The 1,473-nt window shown below is 62.7% G+C and carries 1 protein-coding gene; it reads right to left on the reverse strand.

What is annotated here, in order from left to right:
- On the reverse strand, nt 1-1,473 hold a 1,473-nt coding region (gene hutU, locus GBC55_RS29700), incomplete at both ends, for a urocanate hydratase (RefSeq protein ID WP_247267084.1).

Here is a 1,473-nt window from a genome sequence, read left to right on the forward strand (position 1 = left end):
AAGCCCATGCCGACGCCGCCGCCGTGGTGCAGCGACACCCAGGTCGCGCCGCTTGCGGTGTTCAGCAGGGCGTTGAGCAGTGGCCAGTCGGACACGGCGTCGGAACCGTCCTGCATCGATTCGGTTTCACGGTTCGGGCTGGCCACGGAACCGGAGTCCAGGTGGTCACGGCCGATGACGATGGGCGCGGACAACTCACCGCTGCGCACCATTTCGTTGAACGCCAGACCCAGCTTGGCGCGCAGGCCCAGGCCGACCCAGCAGATACGCGCCGGCAGACCCTGGAAGCTGATGCGCTCGCGGGCCATGTCCAGCCAGTTGTGCAGGTGCGCGTCGTCCGGGATCAGTTCTTTGACCTTGGCGTCGGTTTTGTAGATGTCTTGCGAATCGCCCGACAGTGCCGCCCAACGGAACGGGCCGATGCCACGGCAGAACAACGGGCGGATGTAGGCCGGTACGAAACCCGGGAAGTCGAACGCGTTTTCCACGCCTTCTTCCTGCGCCATCTGACGGATGTTGTTGCCGTAGTCGAAGGTTGGAATGCCCATTTTCTGGAATTCGAGCATCGCTTTAACGTGCACGGCCATCGATTGCTTGGCGGCTTTCACCACGGCAGCCGGCTCGGTCTTCGCGCGGGCGCGGTATTCGTCCCAGGTCCAGCCGGCGGGCAGGTAGCCGTTGAGTGGGTCGTGGGCGCTGGTCTGGTCGGTGACCATGTCCGGACGCACGCCACGCTTGACCAGTTCCGGCAGGATTTCAGCGGCGTTACCCAGCAGCGCGATAGAGATCGCCTTGCCTTCCTTGGTGTATTTGTCGATGCGCTCCAGTGCGTCGTCGAGGTCTTTGGCTTGCTCGTCGACGTAGCGGCTGTTGAGGCGGAAATCGATGCTGACCTGCTGGCATTCAATGTTCAGCGAGCAAGCACCGGCCAGGGTCGCGGCCAGTGGCTGAGCACCGCCCATGCCCCCGAGGCCTGCGGTCAGGACCCAGCGACCTTTGAGGTCATCGTTGTAATGCTGGCGACCGGCTTCGACGAAGGTTTCGTAGGTGCCCTGGACGATGCCCTGGCTGCCGATGTAGATCCAGCTGCCTGCGGTCATCTGGCCGTACATGGCCAGGCCTTTGGCGTCGAGTTCGTTGAAGTGTTCCCAGCTCGCCCAGTGCGGCACCAGGTTGGAGTTGGCAATCAGTACGCGCGGGGCATTGGTGTGGGTCTTGAACACGCCGACCGGCTTGCCGGATTGCACCAGCAGGGTCTCGTCGTCGTTCAGATTGGTCAGGCTTTCGACGATCTTGTCGTAGCACTCCCAGTTACGTGCCGCACGACCGATACCACCGTAAACCACCAGTTCTTTAGGGTTCTCGGCGACTTCCGGGTCGAGGTTGTTCATCAACATGCGCAGCGGCGCTTCAGTCAGCCAGCTTTTGGCGGTCAGCGTGTTACCGCGGGCGGCACGGATTTCAACGTCACGG

It is taken from the genome of Pseudomonas sp. TNT3 (assembly GCF_010095445.2).
Classification (GTDB): Bacteria; Pseudomonadota; Gammaproteobacteria; order Pseudomonadales; family Pseudomonadaceae; genus Aquipseudomonas.